This window comes from Microcoleus sp. CAWBG640, assembly GCF_020883015.1.
GTDB lineage: Bacteria > Cyanobacteriota > Cyanobacteriia > Cyanobacteriales > Microcoleaceae > Microcoleus > Microcoleus anatoxicus.
In genome coordinates this window covers 1-22,228 of the sequence record NZ_JAHRFC010000076.1, presented here as the reverse complement: position 1 = coordinate 22,228, position 22,228 = coordinate 1, and the positions used below count along the sequence as shown (strand labels likewise).

Annotated in this window: 18 protein-coding genes and 1 CRISPR repeat array; of the genes, 14 read left to right on the top strand and 4 right to left on the bottom strand. The window is 44.1% G+C overall.

Annotation, left to right across the window (positions count from 1 at the left end; all coding sequences use genetic code 11):
• On the top strand, positions 1-1,515 hold a 1,515-nt coding region (locus AAFP11_RS24720), incomplete at its 5' end, for an NAD(P)/FAD-dependent oxidoreductase (RefSeq protein ID WP_341739424.1).
• A 339-nt stretch (positions 1,516-1,854) separates the two neighbouring features.
• On the opposite strand, the gene AAFP11_RS24715 is transcribed toward AAFP11_RS24720, so the two are convergent.
• Positions 1,855-2,406, bottom strand: a complete 552-nt coding sequence (locus AAFP11_RS24715) for an acireductone dioxygenase (protein WP_341739423.1) — start codon at positions 2,404-2,406, stop codon at positions 1,855-1,857.
• Positions 2,407-2,611: 205 nt separating this feature from the next.
• Here AAFP11_RS24715 and AAFP11_RS24710 point away from each other — a divergent pair, with 205 nt between their 5' ends.
• Both AAFP11_RS24710 and AAFP11_RS24705 read left to right on the top strand, forming a co-directional pair.
• Complete coding sequence (locus AAFP11_RS24710) at positions 2,612-3,571, top strand: M48 family metallopeptidase (RefSeq protein ID WP_341739425.1); 960 nt, start codon at positions 2,612-2,614, stop codon at positions 3,569-3,571.
• Positions 3,572-3,642: 71 nt separating this feature from the next.
• The gene (locus AAFP11_RS24705; protein WP_341739422.1) at positions 3,643-4,641 is read left to right on the top strand and encodes an alpha/beta hydrolase; all 999 of its coding nucleotides are present in this window, start codon (positions 3,643-3,645) and stop codon (positions 4,639-4,641) included.
• A 19-nt stretch (positions 4,642-4,660) separates the two neighbouring features.
• On the opposite strand, the gene AAFP11_RS24700 is transcribed toward AAFP11_RS24705, so the two are convergent.
• On the bottom strand, positions 4,661-4,999 hold the full coding sequence (locus tag AAFP11_RS24700) for a DOPA 4,5-dioxygenase family protein (protein WP_341739421.1): 339 nt from the start codon (positions 4,997-4,999) through the stop codon (positions 4,661-4,663).
• A 377-nt stretch (positions 5,000-5,376) separates the two neighbouring features.
• Here AAFP11_RS24700 and AAFP11_RS24695 point away from each other — a divergent pair, with 377 nt between their 5' ends.
• From AAFP11_RS24695 to AAFP11_RS24650, 10 genes are all read left to right on the top strand, one after another.
• Positions 5,377-6,360, top strand: coding sequence for a YafY family protein (locus tag AAFP11_RS24695; protein ID WP_341739420.1), 984 nt, complete (start codon positions 5,377-5,379; stop codon positions 6,358-6,360).
• A gap of 2 nt (positions 6,361-6,362) precedes the next feature.
• Positions 6,363-7,043 carry a type I-MYXAN CRISPR-associated protein Cas6/Cmx6 gene (gene cas6 / locus AAFP11_RS24690; RefSeq protein ID WP_341739419.1) on the top strand — a complete coding sequence of 227 codons (681 nt, stop codon included), beginning with the start codon at positions 6,363-6,365 and terminating at the stop codon, positions 7,041-7,043.
• Complete coding sequence (gene cas3, locus AAFP11_RS24685; RefSeq protein ID WP_341739418.1) at positions 7,033-9,291, top strand: CRISPR-associated helicase Cas3'; 2,259 nt, start codon at positions 7,033-7,035, stop codon at positions 9,289-9,291. The genes cas6 and cas3 overlap by 11 nt, the downstream gene beginning before the upstream one ends.
• Positions 9,288-10,820, top strand: coding sequence for a type I-MYXAN CRISPR-associated Cas8a1/Cmx1 (gene cas8a1 / locus AAFP11_RS24680; RefSeq protein ID WP_341739417.1), 1,533 nt, complete (start codon positions 9,288-9,290; stop codon positions 10,818-10,820). Before cas3 ends, cas8a1 begins: the two co-directional genes overlap by 4 nt.
• Before the next feature lie 161 nt (positions 10,821-10,981).
• Positions 10,982-11,848 carry a type I-B CRISPR-associated protein Cas7/Cst2/DevR gene (cas7i, locus tag AAFP11_RS24675; protein ID WP_341739416.1) on the top strand — a complete coding sequence of 289 codons (867 nt, stop codon included), beginning with the start codon at positions 10,982-10,984 and terminating at the stop codon, positions 11,846-11,848.
• A gap of 14 nt (positions 11,849-11,862) precedes the next feature.
• Positions 11,863-12,549, top strand: coding sequence for a CRISPR-associated protein Cas5 (cas5, locus tag AAFP11_RS24670; RefSeq protein WP_341739415.1), 687 nt, complete (start codon positions 11,863-11,865; stop codon positions 12,547-12,549).
• A gap of 221 nt (positions 12,550-12,770) precedes the next feature.
• Positions 12,771-14,438: a type I-MYXAN CRISPR-associated endonuclease Cas1 gene (gene cas1, locus AAFP11_RS24665; protein ID WP_341739414.1), complete on the top strand. Its 1,668-nt coding sequence runs from the start codon at positions 12,771-12,773 to the stop codon at positions 14,436-14,438.
• A gap of 9 nt (positions 14,439-14,447) precedes the next feature.
• The gene (gene cas2 / locus AAFP11_RS24660; RefSeq protein ID WP_340523593.1) at positions 14,448-14,741 is read left to right on the top strand and encodes a CRISPR-associated endonuclease Cas2; all 294 of its coding nucleotides are present in this window, start codon (positions 14,448-14,450) and stop codon (positions 14,739-14,741) included.
• Positions 14,742-15,008: 267 nt separating this feature from the next.
• A CRISPR array of direct repeats spans positions 15,009-16,749; the repeat unit is 35 nt; unit sequence TGATTAAACCTTTGATGCCGTAAGGCGTTGAGCAC.
• A gap of 471 nt (positions 16,750-17,220) precedes the next feature.
• The gene (locus AAFP11_RS24655; protein ID WP_341739413.1) at positions 17,221-17,628 is read left to right on the top strand and encodes a DUF4359 domain-containing protein; all 408 of its coding nucleotides are present in this window, start codon (positions 17,221-17,223) and stop codon (positions 17,626-17,628) included.
• A gap of 188 nt (positions 17,629-17,816) precedes the next feature.
• Positions 17,817-19,796: a TerD family protein gene (locus AAFP11_RS24650; RefSeq protein ID WP_341739412.1), complete on the top strand. Its 1,980-nt coding sequence runs from the start codon at positions 17,817-17,819 to the stop codon at positions 19,794-19,796.
• 12 nt (positions 19,797-19,808) lie between these two features.
• Here AAFP11_RS24650 and hpsP read toward each other — a convergent pair whose 3' ends face one another.
• Complete coding sequence (hpsP, locus tag AAFP11_RS24645; RefSeq protein WP_341739411.1) at positions 19,809-20,987, bottom strand: hormogonium polysaccharide biosynthesis glycosyltransferase HpsP; 1,179 nt, start codon at positions 20,985-20,987, stop codon at positions 19,809-19,811.
• A 201-nt stretch (positions 20,988-21,188) separates the two neighbouring features.
• On the opposite strand from hpsP, the gene AAFP11_RS24640 reads away from it, so the two are divergent.
• The gene (locus tag AAFP11_RS24640; protein WP_341739410.1) at positions 21,189-21,659 is read left to right on the top strand and encodes a cytochrome P450; all 471 of its coding nucleotides are present in this window, start codon (positions 21,189-21,191) and stop codon (positions 21,657-21,659) included.
• Between the two features lie 96 nt (positions 21,660-21,755).
• Here AAFP11_RS24640 and AAFP11_RS24635 read toward each other — a convergent pair.
• Positions 21,756-22,228: chorismate lyase (locus tag AAFP11_RS24635; RefSeq protein WP_341739409.1), on the bottom strand; the 473-nt coding region annotated here is incomplete at its 5' end.

Genomic DNA, 22,228 nt, shown 5'->3' with positions numbered 1-22,228 from the left:
GGCTATTCCATCTTCAAACGCAGCTACGATGCTCGTAAAAAACCAGAAATCCTGCTTGTCTATATTGTCGATGTGGAAACGACACAGGAAACACAAATTTTGGAGCGCCTCAAAAAAGACCCTCATGTGATGGTAACGCCAGACATGAGTTATCGCTATGTAGCCCAAGCTCCCAAAAATTTGACGATTCGCCCCATTGTGATTGGCACAGGGCCTTGCGGGATGTTTGCAGGGTTGATGCTAGCACAAATGGGGTTTCGCCCTATCCTGTTAGAACGTGGTAAAGCTGTGCGCGATCGCACCGTTGATACCTTTGGATTTTGGAAGAAAAAAACCGAATTCAACCCAGAATCTAACGCCCAGTTTGGGGAAGGAGGCGCGGGGACTTTTTCCGATGGCAAACTCTACAGCCAAGTTAAAGATCCCCAACATTATGGACGCAAGGTGTTGACAGAACTTGTGAATGCGGGAGCTTCACCAGAAATTTTATACATCAATAAACCCCATATCGGTACTTTTAAACTGGTGGGAATTGTCCAAAGTATCCGTGCCAAAATAGAATCTTTAGGCGGTGAAATCCGGTTTCAAACTCGTGTAGCAGATATTCACATCGAAAATGGCAAAGTCCAGGGACTTACCCTCGCAAATGGAGAATATATTGCTAGTAATTATATAGTTCTGGCGGTGGGACATAGCGCCCGCGATACTTTTGAAATGTTGTTTTCGCGCGGGGTTTACATCGAAGCTAAACCGTTTTCCATTGGTTTTCGGGTGGAACATCCCCAAACTATTATCGATCGCTGTCGTTTTGGCGATCGCGCCGGCCATAAACTTTTGGGTGCCGCCGACTACAAACTGGTTCACCATTGCCAAAATGGTCGTTCTGTCTATAGCTTCTGTATGTGTCCCGGTGGATTGGTGGTAGCCGCAGCCTCTGAACCAGGGCGACTTGTCACTAATGGAATGAGTCAATATTCTCGCAATGAACGTAATGCTAATAGTGGGATTGTGGTGGGGATTACACCGGAAGATTATCCCGGTCATCCTTTGGCGGGAATTGAGTTTCAACGTCGCCTAGAAGAGCGGGCATTTGAGTTAGGAGGTGGCACTTACAATGCCCCAGGACAGCTTGTGGGGGATTTTTTGGCGAATCGACCTTCCACAGTGTTAGGCGCTGTTCACCCTTCTTATACGCCGGGAGTTCATTTGACTGATTTGAGTGGAAGTTTACCAGATTATGCGATCGCCGCTATCCGCGAAGCACTTCCAGCTTTTGACAAACAAATTAAAGGATTTGCGATGGATGATGCAGTGTTGACTGGAGTAGAAACCCGCACTTCTTCGCCGATTCGGATTAAACGCAAGGAAGATTATCAGAGTTTGAATACTCAAGGCCTTTATCCGGCTGGGGAAGGTGCGGGATATGCAGGTGGAATTTTGTCCGCGGGAATTGATGGAATTAAGGTGGCCGAGGCGGTTGCTTTGAGTATTTTGCGGGGAAATCACCAAGTTTGAGGTGGGATTTGAGAATTTTTAGATAATATCAATTCCGGTTGTATCGTCAGGTGATTTAACCGCGAAGGCGCGTTCCCCGCAGGGGTTCCCGTAGGGTAGGACGCGAAGGAAGAGAAGAGAGAGTTTAATACAGGACGATGAAGACAGGATTTTATATAACTCGGCTTTTTCAAGTCCAAAAGCAACGAAAAATCTAGCAATTTTTATTTTTTTGACATCCTCTCTTCATCGTCCTGTATTCATCTCTCTTATCTCCCTCTGTGTTCTCTGCGTTCTCTGTGGTTCAATCACCTGACAATGCAACCGAAAAGGATATCAATTGTTAACTCTCAACTCTGTTCAAACAGTAGCTAAGCGCGATCGAATTTCCGTATCCGTATATTCCGGTGTCCAACCAGTCGTAGTGGTAAAATATCGCACAGCTTTCACCTTCCGGGCTGCTGTCAAATAAAACCAGTGTTCTGTATTCGCCGGCACGTTGATAAATTCTTCAGGCTGCACAGTCACTTCCACTTGACTACCGTCGGGACGCACAAAACCGAAAACTCCCTCTCCTGCTACGATATAGCGCACTTCATCGTCAGCGTGAATGTGGCACTTGTCGAATTTAGAAAGCAGAGTGTCGAGGTTGGGAATCTCTGGGTGCAGCACAATCAAGTCTCGCGACTGATAGCCTGCGGTTTCTTTCAGTTGTTCAAAGTAGCCGTCTAAAGCTTGCAGCACTTGTTCTTTTTGATTGTCGTCTAGAGCATCTTTGGCTAGCAATTCCCGAATTTCTGGGTTGTCTCCCACGGGCCAACTGTTGAGTTGAATTTTTAAGGGAGCGAGTTCGCGGGTAATATCGCTCAGTTGAGTGTAGGTTGTACCGTCTTCGAGTCGCAGGATAGCCATTTTTTTAGGTTTTAATTTTTGATTAACAGACACATCGAAAGATGTTTGTCGATCGCACTTGTATGAGAATCATATTTTAACGTTAAGATGCCTGTTCCACAAAAGTTCAATATTTGTCACAATAAGATTAATAAGTCAGATGCCTGCTAGCAACCGCAGCTATCTGCAAAACACTGATGCTTTAGATGTAACTTTTGCAACAACTATGCCTACTTATACTGGAATTTCTAGCGAAGCTTTTCAGCACCCCCTTGATCGCCAAGCTGAGGAAGCGTTACGCAGCGTACCTGGATTTGACTTAATTGCTAGCAAATTTGTAGAGTTTGTCTACGAACGACCCCAATTTGTTTACCTCATGGGAAATAGCATTCAAGTCGGGCCGCGCCAATATGCCAGCATCTATCACATTTTTCGGGAATGTTTGCAGGATTTAGATGTTTTTCCAGAACCCGGTTTGTTTGTTTCTCAAAATCCCTCAGTCAATAGCTATGCCCTGGGAAAAAACCAGCCCTATGTAGTATTAAATACAGGTCTATTGGATTTATTGGATGAGGCAGAAATTAAGGTGGTATTGGCTCATGAGTTGGGACACATTAAATGCGGTCATCCCACTTTAAATCAAATGGCGATGTGGGCAATGAGCGTTGCTTCGACGATAGGGGAGATGACTTTCGGCTTGGGAAATATGGTCAGTAGCGGTTTAATTTATGCTTTTTATGAGTGGCGGCGCAAGGCGGAATTATCGGCAGACAGGGCTGCATTGTTAGTCACAGATGATTTGAATAGTGTGATGAAAACAATGATGAAACTGGCGGGAGTTAGTAGCAAATATGCTAGCGAATGTAGTTTGCAAGAATTTATCCGTCAGTCTGATAATTATCAAGAACTCGATCGCGACAACCTCAACCAAGTGTATAAATTTTTACTCTACAACGGCGGCTCTGGCACTATGCTGAGTCACCCGTTTCCGGTGGAACGTCTGCGCTATTTGCGAGATTGGGCAAGTTCCGAGGAATATCGCCAAATCAAGTTGGGGAACTACAAGCGGGCGGTATCTGAGGGTGCTGTTGACGTGAAATCTCAAACACCCAACAGTGAAGCCGAGGCTCTGCGGCGTCAGATTGAGGAGTTGCAGCGGGAGATCGATCGGCGTAAATCTCGCTGAAGTCGAAGCATTAGTGGTACGGAATAAAGCTTTACCCGATCGCATATTTAGACCCTCTCAAACCAAAATTAATGCTGAATATCAACTCTCGTTTTTTATCAGTAAAACCCAGAGCCACCATCTCTGCAATTACTGCACTTGCTGATGCCATTGGTGGTAAAACCTCCGCCACCAACCTCGAATATTCGCCCCAATTTAACGAAGCCTCGCGCTACACCAGCACGATATCTGCTAATAACGATTTAGCAGATATTTACTATCCCAAAGCATCAGATTTGCAATCCGGCAATTACTCTTTCCCGATCGTACTTTTATTGCAAGGAGCCCTTGTCGATAAATCGTTTTACTCAGATTACGCTAGCCGCGTCGCACGGTATGGCTTTGTGGTAGTCGTTCCCAACCATTTTCGCCCTTCCCCCTTCAATCCCACTTCACCCCCTAAATTAGCATCAGAAACTTCCCAAATTGCCGCCGTTTTGTCTCAAATGGCGATCGAAAACACCAATCCCACCTCTCCAATTGCGTCTGTTGTCGATACACAGCGCCTGGGTTTATTGGGTCATTCTTTTGGTGGCGCGGTGGGCTTATCCACAATCGCTAACAAATGTTTGACAGAATTACTTTTGTGTCGAGAGCCATTTACCCGCCCCAAAGAACTCTTAGCAGGTGCATTTTTTGGAGCCAACTTGCGCAATCCAATTACTAATGAATTTATCGCCATTCCTAATGATGGCATTGCCGTCGCCTTGATTCAAGGCGATATCGATGGGGTCGCCCTTCCAGAAAGAGCTCAAAGCACCTTCGATCGGATTGAAACACCCCCCAAAGCTTTGGTTACTGTTAGGGGTGCCAATCACTTCGCCATTACCAATGTTAATAACCCCGCCGGTGCGAATCCAGATCCCCATACTCCTACACTAGATCGAGCCGTTGGGATTGAAACGATCGCCACTTGGAGCGCCCTATTTTTGCGGGCTAATATGCTTGAAGATCGAGCTGCCTATGATTATATTTACTCACAAGGGTCCATCTTTAGGAATTCGATGTCGCTGATATCGGCATTGTCGTGATTACGGAACCAGGCTCCGCTTATCGCAGGAATTCGACATTCAACTCTAGTTTTTCTCCCAACCACAAAGAATGTATGGTGTGATCGGCCACATCGTCGCCTGTTTCGGGATGGACAAGAATATTTAGCCCTTCGCGATGGATCATTAACCAAGGAACGACTTGGCCAAACTGGGCTGGTAAAAAAGCAACTTGATACATTGCTTGGGGGTGGGGGCCAATGGGTTTGTCATGCCACCGCCCAAGCTGCACCTCAAACCGAGTTAATCCTTCACGTAGACGCGCCGCCACATCGCGACTATCAGTGTCGAAGTACATATGTGCGTGAAAACCTACTATTTCCAAGGTGTCTTCTTTCATTGTTTTCAGTGAGTTAAAATTAAAGTAAAATTTTATACAGCATATTCCAGGCTCATCAAGTACAATCTTAATTTAGCTAATTGGTAAGGTTCGTCGTCGCCAGCTCCCAGGATAGAACTTGCTGATTGAGGGATGGTGACACACCTTACTGGTGTCGCCAGATTGTTATACCATTTCTCTAAAATCGTGCAACAATCTTTGACCCCCCCTAACCCCCCCTTATAAAGGGGAGGGACAAGACTACTGTTGCATTCTTTTTTAAGATTGGTATCAGTACCAGATAGACATGGAATATGCTGTAAGTTTTTTGTGAAGGCGGAAAGTTTTTTGCCGACTTGACTATTTAATATCAGGATAACCCAGCGAAAATTAGGTTTATGTCTCGTGTTTTAGAAAGATTGTTGCAAATTGACCAGCTATTGCGGACAGCCCCGCGGCAAACAGCAGTAACAATTGCTGAAGCCTTAGAAGTTAGTGAAAGGACAGTCCGTAATGACTTGGCTTTTTTGCGGGATCGGTTCAGCGCCCCGTTGAAGTTCAATCGGCAAAAAGGGTTTCACTATACCGATCCAGATTGGCGCTTGCCTAGTATTTCTCTAAGTCAAGGCGAATTATTTGCTCTGACATTGGGAGCGAGAATGTTGCAAGCTTACTCAGGTTCAACTTATACCAAAGAATTGCGATCGGCCATCGAGCGATTGAGTGAAAGATTGCCAGAACAAACTTGGATCGATCTCCAAAGAATTGCCGATGAACGGATAGTTTTTAGAAATGGGGTAGAAAACTATCTTAACCCGGAAATCTGGAATCAATTATTAGAAGCTTGTAGGACATCTCACCAAGTTCGGATGTGTTATTTCACAGCAAGTCGCAATGCTAAATCTGAACGAGTGCTAGACCCTTATTTGCTGCATATTTACCGAGGAACCAACCCTTATGTAATTGGATTTTGTCAACAACGCCAAGCTATTAGGTGGTTTCGAGTCGATCGCATTCAAAGCTTAGAAATTCTTAAAACTAAATTTATGCGCGATCGCACATTTAATGCTCAAGAACATCTGGATCGGATTTTTCAAGCTGAGGTAGGAGAGGGTAAACCGGTGGAGGTAGTCATTTGGTTCGATCCGCCCACAGCACCCTATATCTGGGAGAGGCGATGGCATTCAACCCAGGAAATTGAACAACATCCCGATGGGGCGGTGACATTGAGGATGACAGTGGGGGGACTTAATGAGATCAAGCGGTGGGTGTTGGGGTATGGGAAAGGGGCGAGGGTGAAAAGTCCGCCGGAGTTGGTGCAGTTGGTGCGCGACGAGGTGGAAGGGATGAGTAACAATTATAATATTTCAGGAGTCATCTAGTTATGGTAGTCACTGAATGCGATCGCGAGCAACAACAAGATAATAGTTTGCCTTATGTAGAGTTGTGTTTTAGCGTCATCGGTCAAACTTTACCGGCGGATCATGGATACGCACTATATTCCGCATTAAAACAGACTTTTTTAGCAGGTAAAAATTTCCCAGATGATGTTTTATTATCTAGCATTTCTGGCTTGCCTGATAAACAAGGAAAAATTTATTTAAATAAATTCTCCCAACTGCGGTTACGGTTTCCGGCTGAAAAAATACAGGATTGGTATCGCCTACAAAATCTAGTTCTGAACATCCGAGGGCATCAGATTCATTTAGTCCGTCCCAAACTAGCTTTACCGATGGCGAGTAAAAGTCTGAAATCTCGACTGGTGACATTTAACTTAAAGGAAGTAAACAACCATGAAATGCCAGTTCATTTCCTGGAATCCTGTCAAAAAGCTCTGAATAATCTTGATATTAAAGGTCAGGTATTTATTGATAGTGATACAGATGGAAACCTGGCAAGGCGGGCGCTAAAAATCAAAGAAAAGCACGTTGTAGGTTTTGGTATGGTGGTAGAAGGACTCAGCGAAGAGGATTCGATCAAATTACAAACTAACGGGTTAGGGGGTCGTAAACACTTTGGTTGTGGTTGGTTTTTTCCCACTAATGAGGTAGATAATGAAGCCTAAATTAGTTCCAGATCGCCTACTAGCAAAATCTGTTGAAAAACCTTGGCGTGCAACTTATACCCTAGTTGGACATACAGCAGCAGTTGTCGATGCAGTTACAACATTAGTAGATGTTTTAGGCCATTCTCTGATTGCTCAATTTAATTTGCAGTGTAGTTTATCCAAACTTAGAGCCACAGCACGTCTCGCTGCATATTTGCATGATTGGGGGAAAGCTAATGACCATTTTCAAATGGTGGTACGACACCAACGCAACCCACTGAAAAATCCCCAATTAATTCGGCATGAAGTAGTTTCAATTCTTCTAGCTTGGGAGTATCGCCAATGGCTACAGGAATGTCCAGATAGTGATTTTTTGACAGCACTAGCGGCAGCGGGATGTCATCATTTAAAACTGGGATGGAACTCCAAAAAACAAGAACCCAATGATGATTTAGGAGAAATCAGAGAAGGATCGGGCAGCGATCGTCTTTACTTATACACTGAACCTAAGTATTTTCGAGGCTTGCTCAAATATGGGGTCAAAGCTTTGGGTTTACCTAATCTAAAACTGCCAAAACGCCCCACTGAATGGCAAATTACAGACATCAAACAAAAACGGCTTGAGGTATTAGATGACGAAAATGGTTTTCTCGATTGGCAACACGAGCCAGGTTTTTTAGATGTAGTTAAATCCTTAATTGTGGCTGGTGATGCGGTGGGTTCGGCGTTGCCAAATACTAATCAAAAAATTAAAGATTGGATCGAGAAAGAAGTTACATTTACCCTGAATGAAGCAGAAATCCAACAAGTTATCGATCGACGTTTAGCAGGGAATTCAATTCGTCCTTTTCAAATTGACTTGGGAAATACACCAACGCGAGTCACCCTAGCAAGGGCTGGATGTGGCACTGGTAAAACCCTCGGCGCTTATAATTGGGCAAAACGATATGCTTTAGGCAAAAAACTGTTTTTCTGTTATCCAACTACAGGAACAAGTACAGAAGGCTTTATCGACTACGTTCACAATCAAGTTGACTCGGTTCTACTCCATTCTCGTGCAGCCGTAGATTTAGCACATATAACATCAACAGGCGATGAAGATGACTTGGAAACTAAGTTAGAATCCTTTAAAGCTTGGGGTGCAAAAGTGAGTGTTTGTACAGTAGATACGGTATTGGGATTATTACAATGTAATCGCCGACCAATGTATTGCTTTCCCGCTATCGCCCAAGCTGCTTTTGTTTTCGATGAAGTGCATTGTTATGACGATCGCCTATTTGGTAGCTTACTGCGATTTCTTGAAGTTGTCAAAGCTCCTGTTTTACTGATGTCAGCATCTTTTTTGCCTTGGCAGTTAGACGCTATTAAAAAAGCAGTTGGCGAACCTCTTGAAGTTATTCACGGCCCGCAAGATTTAGAAAATTTGCCTCGCTATCAATTTCAGCTATTGGAGTCTCCTAATTGGGAGAGAGTTGAACAAGAATTTAATAAAATCTATACACTCACCAACGGCGATCGCACTTGCGGAAAAGTGCTATGGGTATGCAATCAGGTGGGAACAGCGATCGCAGTTTACCAAGAGGCAAAAGAACGCGGATTAAATGCTTTGCTTTATCATAGCCGCTATCGTTATCAAGATCGAGTCGAACATCATCGTGCACTGATAGACGCTTTCAATAAAAATGAGCCTGTAATTGCGATCGCCACTCAAGTTGCCGAAATGTCCCTCGATTTATCTGCCACATTATTAGTGTCGCAAATTGCCGATCCTCCAGGCTTAATTCAGCGTCTTGGTAGACTAAATCGCCGTTATATCGGAAAATCACTTGATGCCATTTTTTATCCCGATCCTAAAGTAAGATTTCCCTATGCTCAAGAAGACTTGCAGAATGCTCAATCAATGATAGAAAAATTTACAGGTGAAGTCTCTCAAGCAGATTTGGCAACCTGGCTAGAACAAACTTCCCACCAAGGGAACCCCGATGGAGAAACAGTTTTGTTTAGCGAGTATAAAAATTGGCAAACTTACCCCGCACCTTGTCGTAAAGCTGGGTATACCGTGACAGCAATACTAGAGGAAGATGTTTCTATTATTGAGAGTTTACCAGCTAAAGAATTGCCACGCTATACTATTCCTTTGCTACTGACAAAGAAGGTAAATAATTGGAAGCGACACAAAAAAGGCTATCCAATTGCTCCTAGTAATGAATGGTCATATTGCGAGGAGATAGGAGCATATAATGTAAAAGGAGGTGATGAAAATTGAGTACATTTGAATTGTCACTATTTGAACCCAATACTCTTTTACCACATCGGGCGGGCATTGCAGGATTGGCACTAGCTCTTTCTATACTCAACCCTGAAGATGCTCCTATTTGTATTAAATGGACAGTCAGCGAGGAAGCTATTTATATCAATTGGGAATGTAGCGATAAAGATGCGATAGAGTGGCTGATTCAGCAGGCCTATAAAATTGAAGATGGATTGTTAGTTGTACCCGCACTTAACCTCAGTAGCCAAGGGCGATATACCTTTAGTCAAGGAGTGCTATCAACTTTTTTACAACATTCTAAACAAAAAGGATTTCTTGAAGATCCGAATAAACCCAAGGAAGGCAAGAAAAAGTTTTATATCAATAAATCTATTGCTTTTTCCCTAGAATCAGACAAGCCTGAAATTAGCCAAAGTTATACTCTTCTGGATTGGTGCTACTACTTAGATCCAAATAGAATTGCTAAAGCTTTTAACAAAAAAGGTGAATTCTTACCAGAAATTAATGTTAAAGGGCATCATTTACCTGGATTAGTGGAGTGTTATATCAATGGTGAATACCAAGAATCACCTAGTGGATTTATTACTTTACTATTTTTGCCGATCGCCTGTAACTACTACCTTTTGCCACCAAGACGTTATGCACTCGTGATGCCAGAGGTTACGAACCTTTTAGCATGGGTGCAGCGCCGCCGTCAACTTAGTAATCGTAGCTACAAAGACTTTCGAGCACCTAGTGCGGGGGAAGCAGGTTTACGACTGTTATTTGAAGAATGGACATCTGAGAACCTGAAGCCACAAAAAGTTGATTACTGTGAAGTATATCAACTAGGTAAACAGCCTTGGGATGGACAGCAATCGGGTTTGAAACAGGCTGTGTATCGCATTCGTGCTTCGGATGCCATATTGGCTATCTATCAAAGTGCGATCGCCTTATTTCCCAGTAAAGTGCGTGTTACCGATAAAGGTGAGTCTTGGCTGGCACTTTCCAAAGTATTGCCTTGGATTGCTGATAATTTAGTAATGGGAAAACCTTGGTATAACCAATTCTATGAGTTTCGCAAAGCTAATGATATGTACGAACGAAAAGGATTAATTGCTATGACAGAACATTTGCAAAACCATGAACAAATTTTGTTCGATGCTGTACAGGGTTCCTTCGGTACATATCTACATGGACAGATAAAGCAAGCAGAAAAACAGGGTCGTAAACTTGATTATGAACAAGTCACAGACAAAGCAATCTATCGCTTGCAACGCCCCAGCACGCGCCAAGAGTTTGCAACTGCCTTGGTAGGTTTTTTGAGCCAATTTCGGAGCAAAAAATCCCAAGGTGTCGGCAGAGAAATCTACGCTTGGATTCACGGCGAAGAATGGCGTAAAGCTCGCGATTTGACTATTTTGGCGATCGCCACCTATCAAAGCAAGAAAAAAGACAATATTACTGACTCTAATGATGATTCGATCGAGTTACCCGATCCTGAGACTGAAACTGAATCAGAATTCTATGAAGAGAGTTTGTAATTTTCAAATAGGACTTACGCATGGGGTCCCAGAAACCGGGTTTTTTAGAGAATCTGTGGGTCAAAACGAAGTATTTTCGTTAAAAAACCCGGTTTCTTTGGTTGGGTACGTAAGTCATGTCAAATTTTACCATAATTTTTCAACCAATAAGGAGCAAGATCATGTCTAAGCATTTGTTTGTAACTGTTGTCACCCCCACTGCGATCGCTGCTAATAACCGAGGCGAAGGCGATGGTAGTACCCTATCAACCTTGCAAAAAATTACCTGTGGTAATCACCAATACACCACCATCAGTGCGGAAGCAATTCGTTGGGCAATTCGTGAGTATTTGCAGAATACCTGTGAATCACAAGTCAATCGGACCTTTAACCCTGATGATGATAAGTATCATCTCAAAGGAGAAAAGGATAAAAAAGGAGCAACTTATAGCCCTACAGAATTCATTGATGATGATTTATTTGGCTACATGGATGCTAAGAAAGGAGCAGATAATGAGGATGCCACAAAAAAGCGACGCGGTGTATTAGAAGTAAGTCGTGCCATTAGTCTCGATCCTTATTGGGGGGACATCGCTTTTGGTTCTACAGGAGGTCAAAAAGGCAAAACTTCAATTCACAGTACAGAAATTCATCGCACAGCCTACCAGTACACGATCGCACTCACACCCGAAAGCCTGAAAAAACCGGAAAGGGCAGTTTTAACCCTTGATGCAATGGCAGCAATTCGGCACGTTGGTGGCAATCATTCCCGTTTTTTGTATGAATTTCGTCCTGAGTCAATAGTTATTCGTATTACAAACGATCCAAGTCCTTGGATTATGAATTGCTTCAAACGCATTGATGAATCCATTGGTTGCCCTCAATTGGTGCGCTTAGTGAAAGTAAAAGATATCCCAGCCAGTGAGTTGATTGTAGCCGGTGAGATTGTCGATACTTACGGCGAACAATTGAAAGATTTGGGTGTGACAGTGTATCCAGGGATAAAAGAAGCGATCGCAGTAGCCAAAAAGCGTCTAACCGAGCGATAGGAGGTAAAGGATTAATGAATAATTTGCTCTATTTAGAATGTCCTTGCACCAGCTTTCCTCGCAGTTTTGCTAGAGATTTCAAGGAAACTTACCGCTATCCACCACCCTCGACTGTTTATGGATTTCTGCTTTCTTTAGTTGGCGAAGAAGATATGACTGCCCATTTTGGTGTAAAGCTGGCAATGGGAATCATCGGCAGCGATCCGCCAGTATCTAGAATTATTCGCAAACAACGAAGCCATAAGTTTGTAGTGGGAACTGAAGCGAAAAATCGCGTTAAAAAGCATGGAGAGGGAGTTTACCCAACCAGTAACTTTTCTAAGCCAAATCATCAAGAACTACTCACAGGTTTGCAAGTCGTGTTACAAATTGATTCCAGTGAAGAATCTGCCCGGATAAAACTATCAGAAAGAGTAGTTATTGCTCTGGCATCTCCAGAACAAATTACCCGGTTTGGGGGATTAAGTTTAGGAGAATCTTGGGCCCTGGTTAATGGTGTGAGAAATTATCGGGAAAGTGATGGAAAAATTCGTTGGTTAGTAAAAGATAAGCGTGGTTTGATTGGTCTACCTATGTGGATAGATCGCCAAACTGGACAAGGGACTTTTCAGCGTTTTAGCTTTGGTGAATTATCCGAATTTTGTTTGGTAAAAATTCAGCCACCTGTAAAACTTACTCCGAAACGCTCAAGTAAATTATGACTTAGGCATGGGGACTGGTGAAACCGGGTTTTTTAGAAGATATGTGGGCCAAAACGAAGTATTTTCGTAAAAAACCCGGTTTCTTTGGTTGGGTGCGTAAGCGTTGTTATTTCCCAAAACTTCCAGGTAAGCGGAAGCTTTTTTGCCGGGGTAAATAGCTAGAGTAATTTCAGCCTGAACAAGCATCAGGTGAAAAAAAATTACTCAAGCAAGATTTCACTATGCAAGCACTTGAAATTGACTCTTTTTTACCCCCAAAACAAAGCACCATTCGCGTTTGTGCCCTCCATGCTTTTGCCTACTGTCCCCGCCTTTTCTACCTCGAAGAAGTAGAAGAACTCCACACCCAAGATGCGGCAGTATTCGCTGGCCGCCGACTCCACGCAGAACTGGAAAAACAGGAGGATGAAGAGTGGGAAGAATTGTACCTCGAAAGTGAAGAATTGGGGTTGCGCGGCCGCCTAGATGCCCTTCGCACTCGCGATGGGGAAACTATTCCCTACGAGCACAAACGGGGGCGCTGTCACCGAGATGCACATAATCAGCCCCAAGCTTGGGAGAGCGATCGCCTGCAAATTCTCAGTTATGCTTGGTTGATTGAATTAGCCAAGGGTATTTCTGTCCCAGAAGGGCGCATCCGCTACCACGCTGATAATGTGATGGTGCGCGTCCCCCTTGATGATGCAGGGCGCACTGCGGTGAGAGAGGCTATAGAACAAGCGCGATCGCTCCGCCAGTCCCCCTGTCGCCCACCAGTCACCGACAACGAGCGCCTCTGTACCCGCTGCTCCCTTGCTCCAGTTTGCTTGCCAGAAGAAGCTCGACTTGCCCATAATCGAGAATGGCAGCCCATTCGCTTGTTTCCTGAAGACGACGAACGACAAATTATTCATGTTTTAGAACCAGGAACAGCAGTAGGGCGCTGCGGAGAACAAATCAAAATATCTCGCCGCCATCAGCCTACAGAAATCCTACCAGGACGGCAAATCGGTCAAATTGTGCTCCATAGTTTCTCCCAAATTTCCACCCAAGCTTTGTATTTTTGCACCGAACAGGCGATCGGAATTCACTTTGTTTCTGGCGGGGGACGCTATGTGGGAAGTTTCGATGCTCGTGGTGGTAGCATTCAGCGTCGAATTCGTCAATATGCAGCACTGAGTAATTCGGAAAAATGTTTGGAATTAGCCCGAAAATTAGTTATTTGTCGGGGTCAAGGACAGCGCAAATTTTTAATGCGCGGTGGACGGGGCAAGGAAGCATCAGAGGAGCTAAAAAAAGCCATTAATCAAATGAAAATAGTTCTGGCTCAAGTTCCCAAAGCCAAAGGTCTGGAAAACTTATTAGGATTAGAAGGAAACTTGGCTGCGCTATATTTTGGAGCCTTACCTTATCTGATTGGTAATGATGTTTCTCCCCTGTTGCATTTTTGTGGTCGTAACCGTCGCCCGCCCAAGGATCGATTTAATGCTTTGTTGAGTTTTGGCTATGCTTTACTCCTGAAAGATGTGATGAATGCCATCCTCAGTGTGGGTTTAGAACCAGCTTTAGGTTTCTATCACCAACCTCGTTCTCAAGCCTCACCTTTAGCCTTAGATTTGATGGAAATTTTCCGCGTTCCTTTGGTGGATATAGTGGTTATGGGTTCAATTAACCGAGGGCAATGGCAACCCCAAACTGATTTTGAGGTGAGGGGAGAACAAGTTTGGTTAAGTGACGCGGGGCGACGCAGGATAGTGGATTTATACGAAAGCCGTAAGCAGGAAACTTGGAAGCATCCTGTGACTGGTTATGCTCTTACCTATCGTCGTTTGTTGGAGTTAGAAGTGCGTCTTTTGGAAAAGGAATGGATGGGTGAGGGTGGTTTATTTGCACAATTGATTGTGCGGTGAGGTGTGACAATGGCTGAAGCAAAAAATTGGTATCTAATTACCTACGATATTCGTTGCCAAAAACGCTGGCGAAAGGCTTATAGCTTGCTGCAAGGTTATGGTGAAAGAATCCAATATTCGATTTTTCGTGCTTGGCTGAGTCAGCGGGAGCGAGAAAAGTTACGATGGGAGTTGGAGAAGGTGTTGGCATCGGAGGATAGTTTGTTGCTTGTCCGTTTGTCTCATCAGTGTGCGAGTACCCTTTGTGCTTACAACCGCCCTGGTGCTTGGCCCCCATTGGGAGATTCCTATCGGCTGGTTTGAGGAAAATTTAAGCACCTCTGCTTGTGGAATTTTTTTTTGAGGTTGTATGGCTGCAAACCCTTGTCCTATCTAGGTTTCAGCCTTTTTTAGGGTTCGGGAGGTGCTTGCAAAACTCTGGATGTTAGACAGGGCAAGGGTTTGAGGGAATTGGAATTTGGGTTTTATGGCTAGTTTTTGGCTTTTTTTGAGATTTTGTTGCTATTAAGCGGGAGGTGCTTGTAAAATCGACTAGGGATGGTTATCTGATAAGGGTTTCAGGAACCGCTGTGATTAAACCTTTGATGCCGTAAGGCGTTGAGCACATTTGACTGAATTTGGCAAGTTCATTTGGCTACCTGTGATTAAACCTTTGATGCCGTAAGGCGTTGAGCACAAGCACTGGTTGCCTATTACCGCTTGCCAAAGTTTCGTGATTAAACCTTTGATGCCGTAAGGCGTTGAGCACGTTATCCTACTGCACCTGTTCGCGGGAGTTACGCCGTGATTAAACCTTTGATGCCGTAAGGCGTTGAGCACTCCATCAGATTTTACTCCCATCTAAAATGGTTGTTGTGATTAAACCTTTGATGCCGTAAGGCGTTGAGCACCTATAAATAAATTTGCACTCATTTTGGTAGCTCCTGTGATTAAACCTTTGATGCCGTAAGGCGTTGAGCACTAAATCCGAACTTGCGGGGGGTTGAAGTGAGCTGTGATTAAACCTTTGATGCCGTAAGGCGTTGAGCACTATGAAAGCACCGAAGATAGAATCGCTAGAGGGTCTGATTAAACCTTTGATGCCGTAAGGCGTTGAGCACTTTTTTCCAACCAGATATCGTTACCTTCCTCAACCCTGATTAAACCTTTGATGCCGTAAGGCGTTGAGCACCCATTACCGTTGAAGCCGATCGCCTCGTAGAGAAAGCTGATTAAACCTTTGATGCCGTAAGGCGTTGAGCACACTGAATAAATCCTACTGGTAACTCTGCCCCAACTTCTGATTAAACCTTTGATGCCGTAAGGCGTTGAGCACTAGACGAAATCTTGTTGGCTGATGCTTTTAACAACTGATTAAACCTTTGATGCCGTAAGGCGTTGAGCACACAATCCAGCTACAAAGACTGCCACCTCATCCGCGTCTGATTAAACCTTTGATGCCGTAAGGCGTTGAGCACGATGCGTACCAGCCGGCTATTACCGCGATCGAGTCTGATTAAACCTTTGATGCCGTAAGGCGTTGAGCACAGTTACAGTATTCATCCCACTCACAGAAGTAGTCCTGATTAAACCTTTGATGCCGTAAGGCGTTGAGCACATGCTATTCAACGTCAGATCAAGGGGAACCACATCTGATTAAACCTTTGATGCCGTAAGGCGTTGAGCACAAAAGGGAGGATCAGTATTTCACCCAAGACGGAAACTGATTAAACCTTTGATGCCGTAAGGCGTTGAGCACGGGATAACAAAGGCGAAAAACACCCTGGGGCAAAGTCTGATTAAACCTTTGATGCCGTAAGGCGTTGAGCACTGTTCCGCTAGCTCGGCATATGTCGGCTTCGGAAGCTGATTAAACCTTTGATGCCGTAAGGCGTTGAGCACACCGCGGTTAATTCGGCTCTGGATGCCGCACTTGCAGCTGATTAAACCTTTGATGCCGTAAGGCGTTGAGCACAAGTACAAGTCTGCATCCGCAACGGCAAACAAGCCTGATTAAACCTTTGATGCCGTAAGGCGTTGAGCACATATTTACACCGCATCGGCTGGGTGTTTGGTTGGTCTGATTAAACCTTTGATGCCGTAAGGCGTTGAGCACATTTAAAAACTTAGGCTGGCAACAGTGCCTATAAATTCTGATTAAACCTTTGATGCCGTAAGGCGTTGAGCACAAGAGTTGCCCGAATTTTGCTACCAGAACAAGAACTGATTAAACCTTTGATGCCGTAAGGCGTTGAGCACTAAATTTAACTAGAAGTTAGTAACTGACTTAGCCACGGTGATTAAACCTTTGATGCCGTAAGGCGTTGAGCACCTGCACATTTTAAAATTTTCGTCTCCTTGAAACCCATCGAGACAATCTGTGGGATTTATGCGGATTTGCCACCAGGAGGAAGGTACAAGGAAGGTGGACAAGCTAGAGACCATTAGTGTCAACTTAAGCTGTCAGCCCGCCCCGTGTTCGTTGGTCATCCCGCGAGTCCGACAGGGGTTGAAACCCCTGTCTAATAGCTAAAGTCCTCTCAAAGAGGACTAATGAGTTGAAAATTCTTCTCTTGAGTCCTATGCAAGAGGACTTTCGCTCCATCGGCAGGGGTTTCAACCCCTGCCGGACTATGAGTTATACCTTAAGTTCACACCTATGGCTAGAGACATACTCCCAACTTGCCTCCAATCTAAAAACTGTCCTCTCCTTTCTGAAATCCGTTTCCTAGAAAGTGTAGTTTAAATCAAGATAAGCTTATAACTCAACCGGGCTAGGTAAAAAATGATTATTGATAAACCAATGAATACTCAAAAGCCAACTTCTAATTTTTTTGGCAATGTAGGCAAAGTCGCGATCGCCCTGACAATACTCGCCGCCGGTATGGCCTTTACAAATCCTCCCAGAGACAAATACCTAACTTATGCTTCTGGTAAACTGGAAACAGAACTCGAAAGCACTGTCTGTAAAGATTCTCGCATTCCTAAAGCTCTAACCGGTGTTACAGATACTTTGATCGGCAGTTGCAAAAATTTGCTGACTTCCCAGCGCAGTACCATCGAACAATTGCTCGACAATACCACCCAGCGAGAAAATTTAGGGGTAGTCAGTATTTACACTACTGAAGTAGGCAAAAAAAGCTATCAAACAGTGGGAGTCTTTGGTAACTTTGTAAGTCTACCGCCTGCTACGAAATCAGCTCAAAATTAGCATTAAATTCAATCTATTCGATCGACCGGGTTTTGGAAAAAGCCCGGTTTTTACGTAGGTGATTCTATGTAAGTAAGTCTCCCTAAATTACGCTAATTACCCTAGCTTATTCAAAATATTAAAACTTATTACAAGTCAACATTTATAGTGGAAATTAATATTAAGATGGTCGCTACAAAATCCGATCGTTGACAAATAAGCAGATGGCAGTGCAGTTAGCTCAGGGTGCAACATTTAATCTCTCTAAAGCAGCCCCGGATTTAAAAAAAATGGCGATCGCCCTGGATTGGCAGGTGACAGAGGCTGGAGAAAACTACGATATTGATGTCTCGGCGTTTATGCTAGGTGCTGATGGCAAAATACCTAATGATGAATATTTTATCTTTTACAATAATCTCAAATCCTGTGATGGTTCCGTACTGCAATCTATTCCCGATCGCCACAAAGGAGGTAAAAAAAATAAGACGACTTATGGGGTGATTTTAGATAAAATTAATCCCCAAATTCAGGCCATAACTTTTGCAGTCACAATTCACGGTGCACAGCAAATTAATGCAAGTTTTAGCAACATCAAAAGTGCTGCAATCAAAATTTTAAATTTGGATACGGGAAAAGAACTGGTTCGATATGAATTAACCGAGAATTGGCAGCAAGAGACGGCTATAGAATTGGGCCATTTGTCTCGAAAAAATGGAGAGTGGATATTTCATGGGGTATCCCAAGGATATCAAGTAGGATTGCAGGGTTTGGTTGACAAGTATCGCCCGACAAATAGGAATAATCAGGTTCCAATTACTAATGAATTGGCGGCGGTAACAGCAGGGGATGATTTACAGTTTCCGGCTTGGGAGTTGGAGGTGGAGTCAGAGGCGGAAACTGCCGGCGAGGGGCTCTCGGTGCGATCGCCCACTCACAATCAAGTTAATTGGGTAATTCCTAAAATACCCCTAGCGTTAGCCGCAAGTTTAGGGGTTTTGGTGTTGGGAATCAGTGCCGGTGCGATCGCCTTAACTCAAGCAGCCGATTCCACACTGAAGCAATCGAAAATATTGCTAGCTGAAACCCAGAATGCTGTGACAGCAACCGATGTCAATCTGCTGAGAAGTTTCCATAAACGCCTTAAAGAAGCGATCGCTTCTTTAGATAAAATTCCTAACTTACCTGGCTGTGGCTATCCACAAGCAAGGGCAGATTTACTGCAACTTAGCCAGACTTTGGTTCCTGTTGAGCAAAATTTACAAGCCGCAGAAAGTCTCGCAACGGCGCAAAAATTGGCGATGGAGGCTGCTGTGGTTGTGCAAAAGCCTCCTCATGCTGTGGAAGTTTGGCATCAGTCCCAAGCTAAATGGCAGCAGTCGATCGCCCTTTTAGAAGCGATCGAGGCACGTACACCTGTTTATAGCCTAGCTCAAAATAAGTTATCCAGTTACCGGACGAATCAGGCTGTGATTAATCAAAGAGTTGCGATCGCTCAAAAAGCTGCAAATTTCAGCAATCAAGGTTCTTTGAAAATTCAGAAAGGAGATGTTTCAGGGGCGATCGTCAACTTTAATCAGGCTTTAGGTTTGAATCCGAACATACCTCAAGCTTACCTCGGATTGGGAATCGCTAGTTCAAAACAGGGAAACAAACAGCAAGCCATTTACAATTACGATCGAGCGCTGCAATTTAACCCTAACTTGGCAGAAGCCTATTTTGGTCGCGGTCAAGTATACTATGAATTGGGAGATAAACAAAAGGCGATCGGCAGTTACGAACAAGCTATTCGCGTTAATCCTAATTATGGTTTGGCTTATTTGGAACGAGGTGCTATTCGCTGTATGTTGGGTACAAAATCGGAAGCAGTAGCGGATTTTAACCAAGCTCAGGAACTGTTTTTAAAGCAGGGAGATGGCAACAATTACCAATTAGCAAAAACCTTTATCAATGATTGTCAAGAACCCAGTGCCGACGTGGTAATTTGCGATTATCGCAGGAATGTTGACTCCTTGGGAAGACCCTGCCATCGAGGTTTTAATCCTCCGGTTATCATTAGAAGAAAATCTGCCAACAGTGCACCAAACACTGAATCTACTGATGTTAAAAGCAAGAGCAGCATCAATTCATCACCGGATACTTCTAATACCAGTAGCACCAGAACTCGCAGCCGGAGAAGAAGTAAAAGGTAAACTTCAGTCCCGTTAGTTAATAGGTGACAAAATGTGCTGGTAAGCATCGATGGTTTGTTGGGCGATCGCCTCCCAATTATAATGCTTGTTAGCGTATTCTCTGCCATTCAATCCCCGCCGTTGGCGCTCATCTGGATCGAGAAGTGCTGATTTGATTAAATGGGCGATCGCCCCAACTTCCAGAGGGCCAACCCAACCAGCTTCTGCTTGCTGTATGTCTGCGGAAATATGAACGCGATCGGAAATCACCACAGGTACACCAGCAGCCATTGCTTCTGCTACAGCAATACCAAAGTTTTCGTAATAGGAAGGCAATACAAATAAGTCAGCATTTGTCAATAGTGCAATTTTTAAATCACCGCTCACAAAGCCCGTAATTGTTGTACATTGTGCTAAAATAGAATTCTGTATTTTTAGTTTGATTCCTGTTTCATAATCGGCATCTTGGGGATTTGAACCAGCCAAAATAAAATGAAACTTGATGTGCGATTTCCAAATACTTTCTAAAGCCGGAAGTAGCAAATCCAGCCCTTTTTTCGGTTCAATGCGCGACATAAATAAGATAGTAGGTACTGAAGATGCTCGCAATTTATGAGAAAACAAACCTGCTGTCACCCCCAAGGGAATCACCAAATCCAGTGGCCTAGGTATCTTATCCTGGCCATCCAAACCAAATCTTGCTGAGATTTTAGCCTCTTCTTTACTGGTGAAATGAATAGCGGCGGCCCCTGATAAATTAGGACGTTCTAAAAGAGTACCATAAATCTGTTTTAACAGCTTTTTTTTCTGTAAATCCGCCGGATCGAGCATACCGCAGGGACGGATAATATAGGGTAAATGGTGATATCTAGCAATGGTAGCAGCGAGGGTAGTTACTGGTGAGAAAAGAGCATGAATATGAGCTAGGTCAAATTCGTGTGCATGGTCATTTAACCACTGCAATAATGAGAGGGAAAATTTATATCTGCGCCAGGGAGAACAGCGGAAATAAATAATCTGATAGCCGTTTTGTTCTAGGGGTTGATTGAGGGGAACATCTAAGGGAAGTTGACCGATATCTCCGTTAGAATTTGTGGTGATAATCGTGACATCAATGTTTTTAGCAGCGAGGGCTGCCGAAAGTCCGAGTACCATTTGACTTGGGCCACCGTAGACGAGGGAAATGGAGGGAATAATTTGTAGAATTCGCATTGTTAGCACTTTTTGCTATAGGTAGTAAGATTAAATGAGCCCCGAAGGCGCTCTTGAGGCTAAGGAAGAACCCCCCAAGCAAGAAATCCCCCAGCCCCCCCAAGGCAGAGTGGATTGATTGTCAGAGGATGAACTTATCATAGAAGAGGCGATCGGGTCAGAACCGATCGCAAATAGTATCCTAACCGGCGTGCATCTCTAATGAATTTAATTGAAGCTATTATTGCAGTACCACGCTATCCACAAGCCAGAGGAAGTAGGCATTCCCTAGGGCTGATACTAACCATAATTTTATCGGGTTTATGTACAGTAATTAATGCTTGTGAGTTCGGTGGCTATGAAATTCCTAAAGGTTGGAGCGTGCTTTATGAAATAAATCAAACCCATCAAGATGCCACAGTTTATCCTGAACCCGATCGCTTCAATCCCGATCGATTTAACTCCGAGCGATCGGCTAAACCTTTCACCTACGTGCCATTTGGCGGCGGTTTGCGAGAATGTTTGGGCAAAGAATTTGCCAGATTAGAAATGAAATTGTTTGCAGCGAGGATGATTCGGGAATGCGACTGGGAACTTTTACCAGATCAAGATTTGAATTTAATCAGAGTACCAACTCCCCATCCCCGCGACGGTTTGCGAGTGAAATTTCAGCGAATAATTATAAAGAAGTAGAAGAGGCAGAGCCTCTGGATATGGGTTCCCAGGCTTCAGCCTGGGAACCAGTCAAACGGATTTGATCTAACAAGGAGCTCTAAGAGCGATCGCATTTTATGAATCAACATCCAATTGCATCGGTCCCAAATACTTAGTTAAATAAGGAGAAAAAACCTCATAAATCAGAGTCAGTGGCTTACCATGATGCCAAAACAAATAGTGTCGTCCCCAAAAAGGCCCCGACTGTTCAAATGCTGACTCCAAAGCAGCCGAATTACCCAAATAAATGCCTTGCACATCCCGATACAATTCCGTCCGCAGCCGCGCTAAACTTGCCCAAATTGGCAAAGATTTATTTTCCAAATATTCGTCTACGTGACTGGCTTCCCACCAAGAAGCTGCATAGGCTAAACGCTGTCCAGAAGCAGTCCGCAGCCACACTTGTCGGCGCAGATGCGGCCCCGGAACCACCACAATCTGTTCCGGCGCGCCATCTGCATCTGCACCCACTAAGGACATATCAATGACATCAACTTCTGTGGGTTCTCTCGTCAGCAGTTGCAGGTGACGGGTGGGGGAACCGTCGC

Excerpts from the sequence above, each read along its gene's own strand:
- AAFP11_RS24700 (WP_341739421.1), bottom strand. The coding sequence starts at position 4,999 with ATGAAAGAAGACACCTTGGAAATAGTAGGTTTTCACGCACATATGTAC.
- cas5 (WP_341739415.1), top strand. The coding sequence starts at position 11,863 with ATGAATAATTTGCTCTATTTAGAATGTCCTTGCACCAGCTTTCCTCGC.
- AAFP11_RS24695 (WP_341739420.1), top strand. The coding sequence starts at position 5,377 with ATGTCTCGTGTTTTAGAAAGATTGTTGCAAATTGACCAGCTATTGCGG.
- AAFP11_RS24655 (WP_341739413.1), top strand. The coding sequence starts at position 17,221 with ATGAATACTCAAAAGCCAACTTCTAATTTTTTTGGCAATGTAGGCAAA.
- AAFP11_RS24715 (WP_341739423.1), bottom strand. The coding sequence starts at position 2,406 with ATGGCTATCCTGCGACTCGAAGACGGTACAACCTACACTCAACTGAGC.
- cas7i (WP_341739416.1), top strand. The coding sequence starts at position 10,982 with ATGTCTAAGCATTTGTTTGTAACTGTTGTCACCCCCACTGCGATCGCT.
- cas1 (WP_341739414.1), top strand. The coding sequence starts at position 12,771 with ATGCAAGCACTTGAAATTGACTCTTTTTTACCCCCAAAACAAAGCACC.
- hpsP (WP_341739411.1), bottom strand. The coding sequence starts at position 20,987 with ATGCGAATTCTACAAATTATTCCCTCCATTTCCCTCGTCTACGGTGGC.
- AAFP11_RS24710 (WP_341739425.1), top strand. The coding sequence starts at position 2,612 with ATGCCTACTTATACTGGAATTTCTAGCGAAGCTTTTCAGCACCCCCTT.
- AAFP11_RS24705 (WP_341739422.1), top strand. The coding sequence starts at position 3,643 with ATGCTGAATATCAACTCTCGTTTTTTATCAGTAAAACCCAGAGCCACC.
- AAFP11_RS24640 (WP_341739410.1), top strand. The coding sequence starts at position 21,189 with ATGAATTTAATTGAAGCTATTATTGCAGTACCACGCTATCCACAAGCC.
- cas6 (WP_341739419.1), top strand. The coding sequence starts at position 6,363 with ATGGTAGTCACTGAATGCGATCGCGAGCAACAACAAGATAATAGTTTG.
- cas2 (WP_340523593.1), top strand. The coding sequence starts at position 14,448 with ATGGCTGAAGCAAAAAATTGGTATCTAATTACCTACGATATTCGTTGC.
- cas3 (WP_341739418.1), top strand. The coding sequence starts at position 7,033 with ATGAAGCCTAAATTAGTTCCAGATCGCCTACTAGCAAAATCTGTTGAA.